Here is a 17,491-nt window from a genome sequence, read left to right on the forward strand (position 1 = left end):
CCAAATGCAAAAATCACCACTTGAAATGCATTCGACATTTCAAGTGGTGATTTTTTAACTTAAGCCAAGTTTTTCTTTAAATTCTTTGACGTATGAACGGCTAACAGGTACTTTTGAGCCGTTGGTTAAAATTACTTGCAACGTGTTATTAAACCACGGCTGAATTTCTTGAATTTTTGTTCGATTCAAGATGAAACTTCGATGCGTTTTAATAAAGAGCGCGGCAGGTAATTTTTGTTCAATACTGTTGAGGGTTCCTGTCATCTTATAAACTTGTTGATCCACAAAAATGCTCAGTTGCCGTTCTTCGACAGAAACGAGGTAAATATCTTCTGGCGCCACAAGATAAATGCGGTCTTCCCCTTGAATAGGTATTGCTTCAGATTTCGGTCCTTTTTCGGCAGTGTTTTCTGGGACAGCTTGAGCCATTTCTTTCGATGCTTTTTCAATGACTTGTGTTATTTTTTCTTCTTCAAAAGGTTTCAAAATATAATCTTTTGCATTCACTTGAAAGGCCTTTAACGCATATTGATCATAGGCGGTTGCAAAGACCAAGTAGGGCGCTTTTTTAAGATGGGTTAATTTTTCCGCTAAATCAAACCCGCTTTCATCGGTCAAATGAATATCTAAAAATAACAAATCTGGCTTTTGATCCATCATCTCTTCCATTGCCTCCGCCACAGAATCCGCTTCTGCAACGCTCGTCACTTGCGGATGTTGGGAAACAAGATAGCTCAATTCTTCTCGTGCTAAAGGCTCATCATCAACGATTAATACGTGCATCTAACTCCTCCTGTTCCATCGGGATTTCTAAATGAACATGGCTCCCGCCTGTCTCTAAATTTTCAATTAAAAAACAACCTTCTGATCCATAAAGGTTCGCCATTCTGCGGGACAAGTTTTCCAGTGCCGTGCCGGTGCCTTTTTCCGAAGTCACTGTTGTCTTTCCTAATAGCAAGCGGCGTTCTTCAGGAATCCCTTGCCCATTGTCATACACATCCACATGTAATTTGTGTTGTTTTGCTTTGACCACTACCCGGACTTGATTGTTCTCCTTCCGGCTGCCAAATGCATGCTTGATGGTATTTTCCACTAACACCTGAATCGCATACGGCGGTACTTTTTCTGAAGCAACCGCTTCTTCCACGTCAAATGTTACTTGATAACGATTCGGAAACCGTGCTTGTTCTAATGACAAATAGGCTTTTACTTGTTCTAGTTCTTGTGAAACTGGGATCGTAGTTTGCACGGCTCCCTGTAAGTTGCCTCGAAAGTATTTACTTAATTGAAGCAATAGTTTCCGCGCTTTTTCACTGTCTTTCCGCATTAATGCGGAAATAGTATTGATGGCATTAAAGAAGAAATGCGGGTTCACTTGCGCTTGCAAGGATTTAATTTCAGCTTCTTTAAGTAATTTTGATTGTACTTCCGCTTCACCTAATTCAATTTGTGAAGAAAAAATTGTCCCAAGACCTTCTGCTAGCTGCTCCTCGACATGCGTTAACTGCGCTGGATCCGTAAAGTACATTTTTAAGGTGCCAACAATTTGCTGATGGGAAAATAATGGAATCACAATCGCCGCTTGCAACGGACAATTAGGGTCCGAACAACCAACTTCTTCTTTGGCATGCGCGATGGTCATTTGGCCCGTCCGTAACACTTCCCGAGAAAGCTCTGTAATGACTTCTAGCTCTGGAATATGATGATCGCTTCCTGCACCAACATGAGCTAAAATTTGATGACTGTTTGTCATGCTAATCGCACTGACTTTTGTATAATGCTTAATAATCTCCGCAACTTTTTTGCTGGAATTTTTATTGAGTCCTTCTCGAAAATATGGCAGTGTTTCCGCTGCTAATTCCAAAACATCGTGCGTCTGAACCGCTTTGGCCTGCTCTTCTTGTTTCAATGTCGTCGTTAGAATCGACATAAAAATGAACGTTCCTACGCTATTTAACAAAATCATCGGCAGCGCAATAAAACGAACCAACGTGGCCCCATCCGATAGATCACCGCTGAAAAAGAAAATAAAAATCATCTGAATCATTTCCATGCACGCTCCGACAATGGCAGAAAAGCCGGCAGACGGAAAAACGGTTTGCTTTGCCATGCGGCTCCCTAAAAAACCGGCAATTAAGCCAACAATTAAAGAAGCAGGCACATAAAAGAAACTATGCCCCCCGCCTTGAATAACCCGATGAAAGCCAGCAATTAAACCAACCGTACTGCCGACAATCGGACCACCCACTAATCCAGAAACGCCAATTACTAACGTACGCGTATTCGCAATGGAAGCATTGCTGCTTAAATAGGTTAGTAAATTATTGGGGACAATCTGATTCTTAGCGATTTCGATACCTGTAAAATTAGAAATAATAGCAAATAAACCAAAAATCAAAATCAACTGAACTTTTGAAGACATTTTTTCACGACTTAATAAAACACGCTTAAAATAAGGCACATTCACTAAAAGAAAGGCCAGTAAAATAATTAAGCCCACCCGTTCCATCATTAAAATAAATAATTCGACCACACCGGCACCTCCTTCCTATTAACTATACTATAAATCAAGGAAAAGAAAAAAATGAAGCTTCTCAAAAAGAGGCTTCATTTTTTCTATTCATTAAAACGCAGGAATATTGGCGCCTTTAGAATTTTTCTTGATGTATTCAGCAACTTCTTTTGTTGTCATCGCTTCTTTTAAAACCTTGATTTTTTCGCTATCTTTTTCGCCTTTGCGTGTCACAACTTGCAATGCGTAATGTTTACTTGCTTCTTCATCTTCTAACAAGATCGCATCTTTCGTTGTTAAACCAGCAGGTTCTAAGTAGGCTGGGTAGCAGAACACCATAGCGATGTCTTTTTCATCATAGGCTTTAGCTAAATTCAGTAAATCAATGCTTTCAAAAGTGATGTTTTTAGGATTTTCCACGACATCTTCCACCGTGCCGTTAAAGCCGACACCTTCTTTTAATTTAATCACGCCGTTTGCATTTAAAATTGCTAAAGCACGACCTTCATTGGTTGGATCGCTAGGAATCCCCACTTTGGCATTTTCAGGTAAATCTTTCGCATCTTGATATTCTTTTGAATAGAAACCACCAGCAAAATAATAAATCGGTTGCACAGCCACTAAATCAGCTTTTTTCTCTTTGTTAAACATTTCCATGAAGGGTTGATGTTGCGCAAAATTAGCATCCGCTTCGTCATGTTGCACGGCATCGTTGTAGGCAACATTGTCGCTCACTTCCATAATGTTAATTTTGTACCCTTTTTTCTCAGCTTCTTTCTTGGCAATCTCCAAGATATCTTTTGAAGATTCCAATTGCACGGCCACGGTAATCTCCTTGTCTTCTTTCTGATCTGCTTGTTTATTTCCCCCACAGGCAGCTAAAATAACTGTTGCAATAACAGCGAATGTTGCTAAATAAAACTTCTTCATTCTTTTGTCCTCCTACTTTCTTTTGTCTAGTTTTTGGGCAATGAAGTTCCCAAGCATTTGTAAAATGAAGACCAGTGCAATCATAATCACAATGGCAACATACATAATACCGTATTCATACCGTTGATACCCGACACGAACTGCAAAATCGCCAATCCCGCCGCCACCAACAACACCCATCACCGTGGAATATGAAACCATACTCACTGTCGTGGTTGTGTAAGCAAGGACCAATCCGCTACGTGCTTCCACCAATAAAAAGTGCCAAATGTATTGGACTTTCGAGGTGCCTAACGAATTAGCTAAAAAATAAATTTCTTCTGGAACATCCAACAGCACTTGTTCAACCAAGCGAGCAAAAATCGCGATCGCAACAATACTCAATGGCACAGATGAAGGAATTGGGCCAAACGCCTTTCCTAAAACAGAACGAGTAACTGGAATCAACGCAATCACAAATAATAAATAAGGAAACGAACGAATAACAGTTACAATGAAATTTAAAACCCAGTATAGCCAAGGTTGATGCCCTTTGACTTTCGGATTAGCCAAAAATAGTCCTAAGCCTAAAGGCAAGCCGACAAGCAAACAGATAGCCATCGAAATCGACATCATAATCCCTGTTTCTTTTAAGCCCACCAGCATAGATGGCCAATATTCGGCAAAGGTTTCTGAAAAAGTCATGGGCGCAAACTCCTTTCCACTTTTTCTAAATAGGAAAGCGGTTCTTCCTCATATTGCTGAGGATTATTCAGAAATTCGCCAATTAACTGACCTTTTTCCATCACTAAGATACGATTACATAAGCGCTTCACGGTTTCTAATTCGTGACTGACAAAGAAAATAGTCGGTCGGAATTCCTGATGCGTCTTATGTAATAGTCGAACGACACTTTCTGTATTTTCTTCATCTAATGAACTCGTTGCCTCGTCACATAATAACCATTTTGGATTACGGCTCAACGCTCGAGCAATAGAGACACGCTGTTTTTCCCCACCAGAAAGCTGAGCAGGATACGCTTCTGCCTTATGGGCCATATCAACAAACGTTAATAAACGCTCAATTTTTTCAGGCTGTTTCTCTTTTAAAAGTTTCAAAGGCAACGCAACATTATCATAAATTTTCAAATTTTCTAACAAATTGTAATGCTGAAACACCATCCCCATTTGTTGTTGCTGCTGGCGAACTTCTTTTTTAGAGAAGGTTTGAACATTTTTGCCATCAATACGAATCTCCCCTTCACTCGGTTGTTCCATTAAATTCAACAAACGTAACAACGTGGACTTGCCAGAGCCACTTTTCCCAACAATCCCAACGATTTCTCCTGGTTGGACAGAAAAGTGAATATTTTTTAACGCGTGTGTCTCTTGATAGACTTTCGACACATTCACTAACTCAATCATGATTACCTCCTAAAGGCCGACAAACAAACTATAACAACTAAAAAAACTGTATAACAATTAAAGTAATTCTGTGAAACGATTTAAAAAAACTATTACGAATTAAAAAATAACACACGTTTCGCAAAACAGCGTTATACCAGAGATGTAACTACTTACATCATCTACTAAAACAGAAAAAAAAGCAACCTTTTTATTTGTGAAAAAAACACTATCTGTTTTTTGTCTGTATTATTTTGTACAAATGAATTAAAAATTTCCTGTTTCTACAGCTATTTCCCTACGCTCCTCTAAAAAAAGACATTCTCAGAAACGAGGCATCCAAAAAGGGAAAAGCGCTCGTAACGATAATGTCTCTAATAGTTTACTTTTTAAAGACAACTGTTTCTTCGACAGTAATTCTTTCAGCCAATGATTGAATCACTGGACAGTTTGGGGAGACAAGCTTCAAACACCGTGTCGCCCGTGCTTGAAAGGCTTCTGGAACAGACACATAAAAGAGAATCGTCACCTGTTTTAATGGTTGTGCGCGTCTCTCTACTTCTCTTGAATACGTGACTTCTATTTTTTCAAACTCAAAGGGAATGTGCGAATTTTCCAAAACGGATTGATACACGTACCCCCCACAAGCGCCAATTGCCGAAACGAGCATTTGAACTGGCGAATATCCCTCTTCTTTTGCTAACACCCAGCGCGCTGTTTTCGTTTGTAATTCAAATTTTTCCACACCACGAATAATCGTCAAACGTTCTACCATTGCCATCTTCACTCCTTTTTACTCTTTCTTAAAAGATACTACAAAACAGCGCTAAAACAAACATTTCTAACTTCTCAACTTAGCAAGTCCTAAAAAAAACGAAATTCTAACTTGACAAACAACGCAACACCTGATAATATACTTTCGTTCAAATCGTAACCATTACGATTTAGATTTTATAAATCCAAAAAGAAAGGAAGTGCCTTATGGCTAAAAAATCAAAAATTGCTAAAGCAAAAAAACAACAAGCAATGATTGCAAAATATGCGCCTATTCGCCAAGCCTTAAAAGAAGCTGGCGATTATGAAGGTCTTAGCAAATTGCCAAAAGATGCTCATCCAAGTCGCTTAAAACTCCGCGATCAAACAGATGGGCGCCCACGTGGCTACATGCGTAAATTTGGCATGTCGCGGATTCGTTTCCGTGAATTGGCTCACCAAGGCTTGATTCCTGGCGTCAAAAAAGCAAGCTGGTAACTCATTATTTCGATAAAGACAACTAGCGAGGACGGTCGCATTTGGGCTGACCTCGCAGCCCCCTTTATCTTTTATACGCAATTAAAAAAATCAAATTGGAGGACGGTACTATGCGCCAAACCATTACGTTAGCTTGCGCTGAAACTGGCGAGCGCCTTTACTTAACAAGTAAAAACAAACGAAATACACCAGAAAAATTACAGCTGAAAAAATATTCACCAAAATTACGGCGCCGCGCACTTTTCACTGAAGTCAAATAACAGGAGGAAAACTTGATGGGCATTCCAATCACCATTGTTTCTGGCTTTTTAGGCGCAGGAAAAACAACCTTAATTAACCATGCGCTTGCGCAGTCACCGTTTCCTAAAGAAGAAATTATTATTATTGAAAATGAATTTGGTCAAACAGGCGTTGACCACGCATTACTTTTACAAACCACGGAACGAATTATTCAATTAAATAACGGTTGCATGTGCTGCAGCTTACGAGGAGATCTTCTTGCCTCTTTATCAGCAATCTTAGAAGTGTACCAAGAAGAACAACAACCCATTGCCCAAGTCATTTTAGAAACAACGGGCATTGCTGATCCGCAACCAATCATTCAAACAATTTTAACGACCCCGCACATCAAAAATCATTTCTATATAGACAGTCTCTTAACGGTCGTTGATGGGCATCATTGGCAACAACAGCTTCAAGAAGCCGAAGCCATCAAACAACTGGCCTTAGCAGATCGCCTCTTTTTTTCTGTCAAGGAACCAGCAGACAGCACTCAGCTACCAACGTTCCAAGAAACCCTTCGTACCATTAATCCTTTTGCTGATATTTTATCCTTTCAAGCCAACGAGCCTCTTTTGGCTAGTGACTTTTTTCAATTAAATAAGTTTACGGCAACACTTACAGAACACGAAATGACTCATTCCCCGCATGAGCACGCCCATGAGCATCATCACCATACCTTTCACTCCCTTACGTTAACGGCGTCCTCAGCCCTCAACGAACCTCTTTTCACTCGTTGGCTTGATTGGTTAATGTATACACATCAGGAAAAGTTATACCGTTTCAAAGGGATTCTCGCCTTACAGGAGCATGACTTGGCCATTGCCATGCAAGGCGTCAACCAGCAAGTGGCCTTTCAAATGACGAATCAACCCCCTCAAGAAACGACAATTGTTCTGATTGGCAAAGAATTAGAGACAAAAAAAATCCAAGAAACCTTTCAAACCCTCAACAAAATAGCTACTCCGTAAATTAATTTTTTACGAAATGGAGGTCCTATATATAATGGAAAAAACTGACTTATCTAGCGCTTATCGTCGACTGAAAAGTCCCAACATCAAAACACGAAAACGCGCACTTAAAATCATTAAAGAACATAAGCGCAATAAACAAAAGAAAATTGCGTAATTCACTAAAGGAGCACACCTATGAAAAAATTTACTCTTCCCCTGTTAGCCGCCTTAGCGCTAATCCTTTTCGGCGCTTGCGGCAAAACAAACACCTCTGATAAAACTGCTGACGGTAAAGAAAAACTATCCATTGTCACGACTTTTTATCCTATGTACGATTTCACTAAAAATATTGTAGGCGATGAAGGAGACGTCAAATTGTTAATCCCTGCTGGTTCTGAACCCCACGATTATGAACCATCCGCCAAAGATATGGCTACCATCCATGATGCGGATGTTTTCGTTTACCACAATGAAAATATGGAATCTTGGGTACCAAAAGCTGCTAAAGGCTGGAAAAAAGGAGCCCCGAACGTCATTAAAGGTACCGAAAACATGGTCTTACTTCCTGGCAGTGACGAAGACGGACACGACCATGACCACGAACATGGCGAAGAAGGCCACCACCATGAATTAGACCCGCATACTTGGGTTTCACCCCATCGTGCCATCCAAGAAGTTACAAACATCAAAGAACAATTAGTCAAACTTTACCCTAAAAAAGCCAAAACATTTGAAACAAACGCAGAAAAATACTTAACAAAATTAACAGCCTTAGACAAAGAGTTCCAAACAGCTTTGAAAGACGCTAAGCAAAAAAGTTTTGTTACCCAACATGCTGCATTTGGTTATCTTGCCTTAGATTACGGCTTAAAACAAGTGCCAATAGCTGGTTTAACACCTGAACAAGAGCCCACTGCAGGGCGTTTGGCAGAGTTGAAAAAATATGTCACAGACAATCAAATTCGCTATATTTATTTTGAAAAAAATGCCAACGATAAAATTGCTAAAACGTTAGCTGACGAAGCAAATGTTCAATTGGAAGTCCTAAACCCGCTAGAAAGTTTGACACAAAAACAAATGGACAATGGCGAAGATTATCTTTCTGTAATGAAAGAAAACTTAACCGCTTTGAAAAAAACAACAGATACAGCTGGGAAAGAGGTTCAGCCAGAAACCTCTGAAAAAATAGAAAAAACCGTGGCTAACGGCTATTTCAAAGACAGTGAGGTGGCTGAGAGAACACTGACAGATTACGCTGGAAATTGGCAATCCGTCTATCCTTTATTAAAAGATGGCACATTAGACCAAGTCTTCGATTACAAAGCGAAACTGAAAAAAGATAAAACACCAGCCGAATACAAAACCTACTATGATGCCGGCTATCAAACCGATGTCGACCACATCAACATCACTGATTCCACCATTGAATTTCTGGTCAATGGCAAACCACAAAAATTCACCTATAAAGCAGCCGGTTATAAAATTTTAAACTATGCAAAAGGCAACCGTGGCGTCCGTTTCCTTTTTGAAACAGACGATGCCAATGCTGGGCGGTTTAAATACGTCCAATTTAGCGACCACAACATTGCACCAACGAAAGCCGCTCATTTCCACATCTTCTTCGGCGGCGATAGCCAAGAAAGTCTGTTCAATGAAATGGACAACTGGCCAACGTATTATCCAAACGACTTAAGCAAACAAGAAATTGCCCAAGAAATGATTGCGCATTAAGCATTCAAAAGAGAGGAGGTAGCATTAGCTAAAATGCTGCCTCCTCTCTTTTTTTATTTAGTCAAGCACACCATGTTCTGCTTCAAACGTCGCTAACAACTGGCGCACTTCATCCGTTGATTTTGTATTCATTAATTGTGCTCTTAAATCACTGGCACCTGGAAAGCCTTTAACATAAATTTTAAAGAAGCGATGCAGCCCAACAATGGAGCGAGGCACCAATTCTGCATACTTGTCTTGCAAATCCAATTGTAAACGTAACAAGCCCAGTAATTCTTGTGGCGTATGTGTTTTGGGTTCTTTTTCAAAGGCATAAGGATTTTTAAAAATCCCCCGACCAATCATGATGCCATCTACACCATATTGTTCTGCTAATTCTAGGCCCTTTTGACGATCGGGAATATCCCCATTAATCGTAATTGTCGTTTGCGGTGCGACACGGTCCCGAATAGCCATAATTTGCGGAATGACCTCCCAATGGGCATCCACTTTGCTCATCTCTTTTCGTGTTCGCAAATGAATGGATAGATTCGCAATGTCTTGCTCTAATAAATGCGTGATCCACGCCTCCATTTCCGCCATTTCAGTAAACCCAATGCGTGTTTTGACACTAACAGGTAAGCCACCTGCTTTGGCGGCGTCAATCAATTCAGCCGCAACTTCTGGGCGCAAAATCAGCCCGCTGCCTTTTCCACGCTCAGCCACGTTAGGCACAGGACAGCCCATATTTATATCTAATCCTTGAAAGCCCATCTCCGCTATGCCGATACTCATTTCACGGAAAAATTCCGGTTTATCTCCCCAAATATGTGCCACCATCGGCTGTTCATCTTCTGTAAAAACGAGGCGCCCGCGCACACTGTCTTTCCCTTCAGGATGACAATAACTATCTGAATTAGTAAACTCTGTAAAAAACACATCTGGTGCCCCAGCTTCTTTCACGACATGACGAAAGACCACATCAGTGACATCTTCCATTGGTGCTAAAACAAAAAAGGGCTTTGGCAATGTTGCCCAAAAATTCTTGCTCATCTTCATATACTCCGTTTCTGATTTTTTCTTTATTTTCAACGACAACTTGTCGACATATTCTGGTGCGAAACATTGCTATTATACAGGGAAATGCACGAAGAATCAAAAAAGGCATACTTAGAAACAAGAAAACTGTCTGAACCTGCTCGCTAGAATGAGTGATTCAGACAGTTTAATCTTTTTACGGCTTAACTACGTAAGCCACGCCCTGTTTCTACAAGGTACCAACAAATGCCATATAAAACGACAATAAATAAGATTAAAATGGTCATAGAAATACCAATTGGCACATCTTGAACCCCTAGGAAACCGTAGCGGAACCCAGAAATCATGTAAACAATCGGATTAACTTTTGAGACAGCTTGCCAAAATGGCGGCAACATGGAAATGGCATAGAAAACCCCACCCAAATAGGTTAAAGGCTGTAACACAAAGGTCGGCACAATCGATACATCATCATAGGATTGCGCAAAAATACCATTTAACAAACCAGCTAAAGAAAAAAGAATCGCTGTCATCAATAAAGTCATGATGACCATCAGCCAAGAAACAACGTGCAATGGGACAAAAAATAGAGAAATGATGGTGACTAACGCACCGACCAAAATACTACGACCAACGCCACCAATCACAAATCCCCAAATAATCACATGAGTTGGAACTGGCGCCACGAGAATTTCTTCGATATTTTTCTGGAATTTTTGTGAGAAAAAGGAAGATGAAACATTGGCGTACGAGCTTGTAATGGCTGACATCATAATTAAACCTGGCACGATAAATTCCATATAAGAAAAACCGCCCATGTCGCCAATTCGCCCGCCAATCATTTTCCCAAAAATCACAAAATATAAGGACGTCGTAATCACTGGCGGTACCAGTGTTTGGACCCAAATCCGTAAATAACGGTTGGTTTCCTTCACAGCTAAACTTTTTAAAGCAGTAAAATACAGACTAAACATGTTGATCCTCCCTTTGGTACGTATCCTCAGTAATCTTCAAGAAGAGCTCTTCCAAACGGTTGGACTTATTCCGCATTGACAATACTTTGATTCCTTGTTGACTTAGCTGTTCAAACAAGTGATTGACTCCTTGGTTTCGTTCTACTTCCACCGCTAACGTTAACTCGTCCTCAAATACGCTTTGATAGCCTTCAATAACTGGCGCCTGCGTATAAGGTGCTAAATCAAAAATAAACGTTTCAAATTGTAATTTTGCTAACAAGTGCTTCATGCTGGTGTTTTCAATCAATTCACCAGACTGAATAATCCCAATGTTGCGACACAACATCTCAGCTTCTTCTAAGTAATGGGTCGTCAAAATAATCGTGGTTCCCTGCGCATTTAACTCTTGTAAAAAGGCCCACATTTCACGGCGCAATTCAATATCGACACCTGCAGTTGGTTCATCTAAAATCAATAACTTCGGCTCATGCATCAGCGCACGAGCAATCATCAAGCGACGTTTCATTCCGCCAGAAAGCATTCGAGCCCGTTCGTTCCGTTTTTCCCATAAATTGGATTGTTTTAAATACTTTTCACTCCGTTTCATGGCTTCTTTACGAGACACCCCATAATAGCCCGCTTGATTGACCACAATCTGCTGGACCGTTTCAAACGGATTGAAGTTAAACTCCTGCGGCACTAACCCAATCTGTTGCTTCGCCCGCACCATTTCCGTATCTAAATCATACCCAAAAATTTTGACTTTCCCCGAAGTCTTATTAACTAACGAGGTCACAATCCCAATCGTCGTTGATTTTCCTGCGCCATTCGGTCCCAAAAGAGCATAAAAATCGCCTTCTTCGACTGTTAAATCAATCCCCCGCAACGCTTCAACACCTGAAGCGTACACTTTGCGTAAATCTTGTATCACAAGAGCATCAGTCATTCGTAACTCTCCTTAATGTATAAATATTCATGAATATTATTGTAACACTTCTCGATAAAAACGGGGGTTATTTTGATTAAATTTCACAGTTTTGCTTAGCTATTTTTCAACAACAAACTAGCCAACGATTAACGTGTTTATTTTGATTTAAAACTGTTTAAACAGTTTCAAGAACGTTAAACTCCTTTCAAATCAAGGATTTAGAGTTCTCTTTTTTTGGCACAGAACTTGCTTTATATAAAAGTGAGGTGAAAAGAATGAAAAGAAAATTTTTAATTGCTAGTCACGGAAACTTAGCGAAAGGCTTCCAAAGTTCCTTGGATATTCTCGCAGACAAAGGAAAAGAGCTGGCGGTCATCAATGCCTATGTGACTCCTGAGGACTACACGCCAATTATTCAAACGTTTCTTCAGTCCCTTGGCGCAGAAGAACAAGCTATTATTTTAACAGATTTATATGGTGGTAGTGTCAATCAAAAAATTGTTCAAGAAGTCATGACGACAAAACCAGACAATGTTTTTATCATTTCCAATGCCAACTTAGCCATTGCCTTGTCGCTGATTTTCTTAAAAGAAGGCGCAAAGCTAACCAAAGAAGATATTCAAGCAGCAATTGCTGAAGCACAAATTCAATTCGTTGAATTAAACCCATCAAATGAAGAAGAAAACTTTTTTTAGGAGGAAATTAAAATGATTACACAAGTACGAGTAGACGACAGATTAATTCACGGCCAAGTAGCCGTAGTTTGGACCAAAGAATTGAATGCCCCCTTATTAGTTGTAGCGAATGATGAAGCAGCCAAAAACGAAGTAATGCAAATGACGTTAAAAATGGCTGTCCCTAATGGCATGAAACTATTAATTCGCTCAGTCGATGATGCGATTGATGTCTTTAATGATCCTCGTGGTAAAGACAAACGAATTTTTGTAATTGTGAACAGTGTAGCGGATGCTACTAAAATTGCGAAAAACGTGACAGATATTGAAAGTGTGAATGTTGCCAACGCTGGCCGCTTTGATAAATCAGATCCAGCCACCAAAACAATGGTTTTCCCAAGTGTCCAATTAAACCCTGAAGAGTTAGAAGCTGCCAAAGAATTAGCCAGTTTGACTCATGTGGAAAGCTATAACCAAGTCCTACCAACCAACTCAAAATTAAGTCTAAAACAAGCCGTCAATTAAAAGGAGGAAATGAACAATGCTTATGCATGCAACAATGGCAGCCTTAGCTGTATTTATCTGTTTTGCTGGGAATTATTTAACTGGTCAAAGTATGATGGAACGTCCCTTAGTCGTTGGATTAGTCACAGGAATTTTAATGGGCGACATGAAAACAGGGGTTCTAATGGGAGCCTCTCTGGAAGCAATTTTCTTAGGAAATGTTAATATCGGTGGTGTTATCGCAGCGGAACCTGTAACTGCGACTACTTTAGCCACAACGTTTGCAATTATTTCAAATGTCGAACAAAAAGCCGCCATGACGTTAGCCGTACCAATTGGGATGTTAGCCGCTTTCGTGGTGATGTTTTTAAAAAATGTCTTTATGAATATCTTTGCTCCTTCTCTTGACAAAGCAGCACGTGAAGGCAACCAAAAAATGGTTGTAACACTGCATTACGGAACGTGGATCATTTATTATTTAATCATCGCTTCGATTTCATTTATCGGAATTTTAGCAGGAAGCGGGCCAGTAAATCTGTTTGTTGAAAGTATTCCACAAAATTTGATGAACGGCTTAAGCGCAGCTGGCGGACTTTTACCTGCCGTTGGGTTTGCCATGTTAATGAAACTGTTATGGGATAATAAATTAGCCGTCTTTTACATTTTAGGCTTTGTTTTAACCGCGTACCTACAATTACCAGCCGTTGCGGTAGCGGTCATCGGGACAGTAATTTGTGTCGTGAGTGCCCAACGGGATGTAGAATTTCGTGACATTCTAAAAAGAAAACCTGCGGCGTCTTCTGCGGTTGAAGGCAGCGCGAAAGAAATCGAAGAGGAGGACTTTTTCGCATGAAGTTAAAAGAGAATTTATCTAAAGAAGAGAAAAAAATGATGCGCTCTGTTTTCTGGCGTTCTTGGACGATGAACGCTAGCCGGACAGGAGCTACACAATACCACGCAGTGGGTGTCATGTACACTTTACTCCCAGTTATCAATCGTTTTTATAAAACCAAGGAAGAACGGGCCGAGGCATTGGTGCGTCACACCACTTGGTTCAATGCAACCATGCATATCAATAACTTCATCATGGGGCTCGTTGCTTCGATGGAAAAACAAAACAGTGAAGACGAAAATTTTGATGCTAGCTCTATTACAGCGGTTAAAGCCTCACTAATGGGGCCACTTTCAGGCATCGGTGATTCCTTCTTCTGGGGCATCTTGCGTGTCATTGCTGCCGGTATTGGGATTTCATTAGCCAGCACTGGTTCGCCATTAGGGGCGATTGTCTTCTTACTTTTATACAACGTCCCTGCGTTCTTAATTCACTATTATGCGTTGTATAGCGGCTACTCAATCGGTGAAAGTTTTATCCAAAAAATGTACGAATCAGGCGGAATGAAGATACTCACAAAAGTATCGAGTATGCTAGGCTTAATGATGATGGGCAGTATGACTGCTTCAAATGTAAAATTCAAAACGATTCTTGAAGTTTCCGTTAAAGGAAGCGAAGACGTAGTTAAAATCCAAGACTATTTGGATCAACTATTCGTCGGTATCGTACCATTAGCCGTGACATTACTTGCTTTCTGGCTATTACGCAAAAAAGTCAATGTTAACGTAGTGATGTTTGGCATCATGTTCTTAGGCATCTTGCTAGGATTACTAGGCATCTGTTAAAATTGAAACAATAAACATTTAATTATTAAACACTTAGAGCCTGAGACAAAAATCCAAAGTGATTTTTATCTCAGGCTTAAAAGCTGATAAACGGCGGGAACAGAAGCACCCCCTGTCCCGACCTCTCTTTTGGAAGGACGATGAATCATGCGCTTGGAGACCTACCAACACTTAGTTGATATTTTAGAAACCAGCAACACCCCGATGAGCACACAAGAAATTGCCACAAAAATTCAATTAAGCCGCTCGGTAACCAGCTTATACTTAAATAAATTATTGGAAAAAGGTGAAGTCCAACAAACGGGAAAAAAACCCGTTTATTGGCAATTAACCCGTGCAACAACCCCTACGACCGATGTGTTTCGACAATACATCGGTAGCCAAGGCAGCGCCAAAAAAGCCATCGAACAATGCAAAGCCGCTATGTTGTATCCCCCATTGGGTATGCCTTTATTAATCCATGGAGCCAGTGGCGTCGGCAAAAGCTTTTTGGCAAAACTGATTTATGAGTATCTGAAAAATGAACAAATCATTGGCCTGGAAAAATTCTACACCTTTAACTGTGCCGATTACGCCAACAATCCCGAATTGCTATCATCCATTCTCTTCGGCCATACCAAAGGCGCATTCACTGGGGCTGAATCAGAAAAACAAGGACTCTTGGCCCAAGCTAATAATTCCGTACTCTTTTTAGATGAAGTACATCGATTATCCAACGAAAACCAAGAAAAACTCTTTCAGTTTATGGATACAGGAACCTTCCGCCCCATTGGTGAAGAAGGAAAAATGGTGCATTCCAAGGTCCGGCTACTATTTGCGACCACCGAAAACCCGAAAAAAGTCTTATTACCAACCTTTTATCGCCGAATTTCCGTAATCGTCTCACTTCCGAACTTCAAAGAGCGCCCCATTCGAGAACGGATTGCGATTTTGAAAAACTTATTTCACCGAGAAGCGAAACGAATGACCAAAGACATCAACGTGGACGAAGAAATCTTTACGGCATTATTAGCAAATGACGAACCTGGCAACGTGGGAAGTTTATCCAACAAAGTGCAGCTCCTTTGCGCGTCGCAATTACGAAAAACTTTGCCCAATCAACCCGTCGTCATTGGCGATGCGACTCAACCAATGATTACGATTCCTTTAGACAAAGAAGTGTTAGAAGAAAACACACTTTCTTCCGATATTTTCGCAACATTTGAAGCCTTATTTACAAAAGAAAAAACACTGGCCCACTTAAAAACTGAACTGACACAATTCATTAAATATTGTTTAGACGATGAAATAACCTTGGAAAATGATTATTTTTTACAAAACCTAGTCACGGAAGTCCAAACCAAAAACAAACTAATTATTAACCAACCTGAGCAAACTGAAAAACCAATGAAAGATGTTGCTAAATTGCTGAAAATTTTACCGCCAACATTTAACGAAACAGTGCTCCTTCCAGTCCAAACACAGTTAAAAGAACACTATCCGCGAACGGTTTCCCTCGTGAAAAACTTAGTCAGTCCGCTGCCAGAAGAATACCGTTTCTTGACAGAGGTACTCTTATCTGTATTACTCAGCGGAGAAATTTCTGAAACGATTCCTTACCAAGCGCTCCTCGTGGCGCATGGTGAATCGACTGCCACAAGTATTCAAGCCGTTGCCAACAAATTATGTGGTACCTATATTTTCGATGCGATTAACATGCCCTTAACCTCCTCCGTCCGAGATATCGTCGCCGAAGTTAAAGACTGGCTTTCTCAGCGGGACACATCACAAGGCGTCATTATGCTCGTCGATATGGGTTCCCTGACACAACTTTATAAAAGTTTGAAACCGCAAATTCTTGGAGAACTCTTGGTGATCAACAACCTGACCACTGCCTATGCGTTGGAAATTGGTCATCAATTAATGAACGAACAACTTTTCTATGGTATTGCTAAAACCGCTGAAAAAAAATTTAAAACCGATGTACAGTACTTTGAAGGCTTTTCAGTGGAAAAAAATATCATTGTCTCTAGTATTTCAGGTCTGGATATTGCCAAGCAAATCAAACAAATCTGTCAAAAATACCTGTATACTGACATTAAAGTCATTACTCTAAAATACAAAGATTTGGTGAACACGTTAGACATTGCCAACGCCGAAGAAAATTATTTAAAAGAAACCTCGCTCATTTTGACGACGTCCTACTTAGATAATCATACGAATGTTGCTAGCGTGAACCTCTTAGACATGTTAGACGAAGATGCAGGAACCCAGTTGATGGAACCTTTCCAAAACTTGATGCATCCCAATAACATTGATAGCATGATTAACGAGTTTGTTCACTTCTTCTCGAAAGAAGGCTTGTCAGAAAAACTAGAATTTCTAAATCCTGACGTCATTATTAAACAAGTCGAAAACGTTACAAAAAACATTGAAAAACGCTTCGACCTCACACTCAGCGGCAAAATGAAATTTAACTTAATGATGCACAACGCGCTCATGGTAGAGCGGACAATGCTCGGCGTTGAAGACTATGAAATCCCTGCTAACCTTGAGGAACTAACCATTAACCAAAAACCATTTTTCCAAAATGCTAAGAACATTTTCTATACCCTAGAACAGTTTTATCGAATAGAAATTTCCAACTGGGAACTCTATGTGATTTATGAAATTTTGTCTTCTCGGTGAGAGGGGATGGGAAAAGCCACTTTCCTCTGG

General features: G+C 40.2%; 19 protein-coding genes. 10 read left to right on the forward strand and 9 right to left on the reverse strand.

Going from position 1 to position 17,491, the window contains the following annotated elements:
• Positions 1-54 precede the first annotated feature (54 nt).
• The 6 genes from IGM09_RS12500 to IGM09_RS12525 all read right to left on the reverse strand — a co-directional run bounded on the left by IGM09_RS12500 (position 55) and on the right by IGM09_RS12525 (position 5,605).
• Entirely contained in the window at positions 55-783 is a 729-nt protein-coding gene (locus IGM09_RS12500) for a LytR/AlgR family response regulator transcription factor (RefSeq protein ID WP_002408379.1), read from the reverse strand.
• Positions 764-2,533: a sensor histidine kinase gene (locus IGM09_RS12505; RefSeq protein ID WP_002380990.1), complete on the reverse strand. Its 1,770-nt coding sequence runs from the start codon at positions 2,531-2,533 to the stop codon at positions 764-766. Before IGM09_RS12505 ends, IGM09_RS12500 begins: the two co-directional genes overlap by 20 nt.
• Positions 2,534-2,623: 90 nt before the next feature.
• On the reverse strand, positions 2,624-3,442 hold the full coding sequence (locus IGM09_RS12510) for a MetQ/NlpA family ABC transporter substrate-binding protein (protein ID WP_010776195.1): 819 nt from the start codon (positions 3,440-3,442) through the stop codon (positions 2,624-2,626).
• A gap of 12 nt (positions 3,443-3,454) precedes the next feature.
• Positions 3,455-4,126: a methionine ABC transporter permease gene (locus tag IGM09_RS12515; protein ID WP_002368484.1), complete on the reverse strand. Its 672-nt coding sequence runs from the start codon at positions 4,124-4,126 to the stop codon at positions 3,455-3,457.
• Positions 4,123-4,845: a methionine ABC transporter ATP-binding protein gene (locus IGM09_RS12520; protein ID WP_002372719.1), complete on the reverse strand. Its 723-nt coding sequence runs from the start codon at positions 4,843-4,845 to the stop codon at positions 4,123-4,125. Before IGM09_RS12520 ends, IGM09_RS12515 begins: the two co-directional genes overlap by 4 nt.
• Before the next feature lie 361 nt (positions 4,846-5,206).
• Entirely contained in the window at positions 5,207-5,605 is a 399-nt protein-coding gene (locus IGM09_RS12525; RefSeq protein WP_002394733.1) for an OsmC family protein, read from the reverse strand.
• A gap of 200 nt (positions 5,606-5,805) precedes the next feature.
• Between IGM09_RS12525 and rpsN the strand changes: the two genes are divergently transcribed.
• From rpsN to IGM09_RS12550, 5 genes are all read left to right on the forward strand, one after another.
• Positions 5,806-6,075, forward strand: a complete 270-nt coding sequence (rpsN, locus tag IGM09_RS12530) for a 30S ribosomal protein S14 (RefSeq protein ID WP_002354822.1) — start codon at positions 5,806-5,808, stop codon at positions 6,073-6,075.
• A gap of 110 nt (positions 6,076-6,185) precedes the next feature.
• Positions 6,186-6,335: a 50S ribosomal protein L33 gene (gene rpmG / locus IGM09_RS12535; RefSeq protein ID WP_002354818.1), complete on the forward strand. Its 150-nt coding sequence runs from the start codon at positions 6,186-6,188 to the stop codon at positions 6,333-6,335.
• 15 nt (positions 6,336-6,350) lie between these two features.
• The gene (locus tag IGM09_RS12540; protein ID WP_002367488.1) at positions 6,351-7,325 is read left to right on the forward strand and encodes a CobW family GTP-binding protein; all 975 of its coding nucleotides are present in this window, start codon (positions 6,351-6,353) and stop codon (positions 7,323-7,325) included.
• Between the two features lie 34 nt (positions 7,326-7,359).
• Positions 7,360-7,482 (forward strand): putative metal homeostasis protein, encoded by a 123-nt coding sequence (locus tag IGM09_RS12545; protein ID WP_002383181.1) that lies wholly within the window; start codon positions 7,360-7,362, stop codon positions 7,480-7,482.
• 20 nt (positions 7,483-7,502) lie between these two features.
• Positions 7,503-9,038 carry a zinc ABC transporter substrate-binding protein AdcA gene (locus tag IGM09_RS12550; RefSeq protein WP_033625201.1) on the forward strand — a complete coding sequence of 512 codons (1,536 nt, stop codon included), beginning with the start codon at positions 7,503-7,505 and terminating at the stop codon, positions 9,036-9,038.
• Positions 9,039-9,095: 57 nt separating this feature from the next.
• Here the strand turns inward: IGM09_RS12550 and IGM09_RS12555 are convergent, their stop codons facing one another.
• The 3 genes from IGM09_RS12555 to IGM09_RS12565 form a co-directional block, all read right to left on the reverse strand.
• Positions 9,096-10,070: a tRNA dihydrouridine synthase gene (locus tag IGM09_RS12555; protein ID WP_010713692.1), complete on the reverse strand. Its 975-nt coding sequence runs from the start codon at positions 10,068-10,070 to the stop codon at positions 9,096-9,098.
• 188 nt (positions 10,071-10,258) lie between these two features.
• Positions 10,259-11,029, reverse strand: coding sequence for an ABC transporter permease (locus IGM09_RS12560; protein WP_002354811.1), 771 nt, complete (start codon positions 11,027-11,029; stop codon positions 10,259-10,261).
• The gene (locus IGM09_RS12565; protein ID WP_002354809.1) at positions 11,022-11,957 is read right to left on the reverse strand and encodes an ABC transporter ATP-binding protein; all 936 of its coding nucleotides are present in this window, start codon (positions 11,955-11,957) and stop codon (positions 11,022-11,024) included. The genes IGM09_RS12560 and IGM09_RS12565 overlap by 8 nt, the downstream gene beginning before the upstream one ends.
• Positions 11,958-12,214: 257 nt before the next feature.
• Here IGM09_RS12565 and IGM09_RS12570 point away from each other — a divergent pair, with 257 nt between their 5' ends.
• The 5 genes from IGM09_RS12570 to IGM09_RS12590 all read left to right on the forward strand — a co-directional run bounded on the left by IGM09_RS12570 (position 12,215) and on the right by IGM09_RS12590 (position 17,461).
• Positions 12,215-12,634 carry a PTS sugar transporter subunit IIA gene (locus IGM09_RS12570; RefSeq protein WP_002372713.1) on the forward strand — a complete coding sequence of 140 codons (420 nt, stop codon included), beginning with the start codon at positions 12,215-12,217 and terminating at the stop codon, positions 12,632-12,634.
• A 12-nt stretch (positions 12,635-12,646) separates the two neighbouring features.
• On the forward strand, positions 12,647-13,138 hold the full coding sequence (locus IGM09_RS12575) for a PTS system mannose/fructose/N-acetylgalactosamine-transporter subunit IIB (RefSeq protein WP_002354800.1): 492 nt from the start codon (positions 12,647-12,649) through the stop codon (positions 13,136-13,138).
• Between the two features lie 16 nt (positions 13,139-13,154).
• Positions 13,155-13,970: a PTS mannose/fructose/sorbose/N-acetylgalactosamine transporter subunit IIC gene (locus tag IGM09_RS12580; protein WP_002365419.1), complete on the forward strand. Its 816-nt coding sequence runs from the start codon at positions 13,155-13,157 to the stop codon at positions 13,968-13,970.
• A complete protein-coding gene (locus tag IGM09_RS12585) occupies positions 13,967-14,794 on the forward strand; it encodes a PTS system mannose/fructose/sorbose family transporter subunit IID (RefSeq protein WP_002360964.1) in 828 nt (275 codons plus the stop codon). The genes IGM09_RS12580 and IGM09_RS12585 overlap by 4 nt, the downstream gene beginning before the upstream one ends.
• Positions 14,795-14,941: 147 nt before the next feature.
• Positions 14,942-17,461, forward strand: a complete 2,520-nt coding sequence (locus IGM09_RS12590) for a sigma 54-interacting transcriptional regulator (protein ID WP_033625202.1) — start codon at positions 14,942-14,944, stop codon at positions 17,459-17,461.
• Positions 17,462-17,491: the final 30 nt, after the last annotated feature.

It is taken from the genome of Enterococcus sp. DIV0167 (assembly GCF_050541555.1).
In the GTDB taxonomy this organism is placed as follows: Bacteria; Bacillota; Bacilli; order Lactobacillales; family Enterococcaceae; genus Enterococcus; species Enterococcus faecalis.